At 72.8% G+C, this 530-nt stretch carries 1 pseudogene; it reads left to right on the top strand.

Features of this window, described 5'->3' with window-relative positions:
- Positions 1-375: 375 nt before the first annotated feature.
- A pseudogene (locus tag K7957_RS20195) lies at positions 376-530 on the top strand (bifunctional D-altronate/D-mannonate dehydratase); the annotation flags it as partial.

Below are 530 nucleotides of genomic sequence, written 5' to 3'. Positions count from 1 at the left end.
GCCGCAGCGTGGCGCCGTCGCCGCGCAGCGTCACGCGCGCGCCCGGCCCGGCGGGCGCGTCGGCGCGCAGCCACAGGCGGTAGCCGTCGTCGGCGCGCGCCGACGCGGTGCTGGCGAGGAGCAGCGCGACGGCGCCGACCATCGTCGTGATGTGAACCATGCGTGCGCCCATCTGCCTCTCCCGCGCGGCATTGACCGGCCGCACTCTGTCGGTCACGGTATCGCTACCAGCCGGGTTGGCAAGCTGTCGCGCTCAGACGGCGGCCTGGATGATCGGAGAGGAGTTCGCGTGACCGCCGTCGATGCCCCGCGCCGCATGCCCGGCGGCGCCCCGCTCGTCTCTCCGCTCGACGCCGCGAGCTGAGGAGCGGCGCCATGCCCGTCATCACGGACGCACGCGTCATCATCACCTCGCCCGGGCGTAACTTCGTCACGCTCAAGATCATCTGCGACGACGGTACCAGCGGCGTCGGCGACGCCACGCTCAACGGCCGCGAGCTGGCGGTGGCGAGTTACCTCGCCGACCATGT

This window comes from Sphingomonas yunnanensis, from assembly GCF_019898765.1.
Taxonomy (GTDB): domain Bacteria; phylum Pseudomonadota; class Alphaproteobacteria; order Sphingomonadales; family Sphingomonadaceae; genus Sphingomonas; species Sphingomonas yunnanensis.
This window is presented reverse-complemented; position numbering and strand designations above follow the sequence as displayed.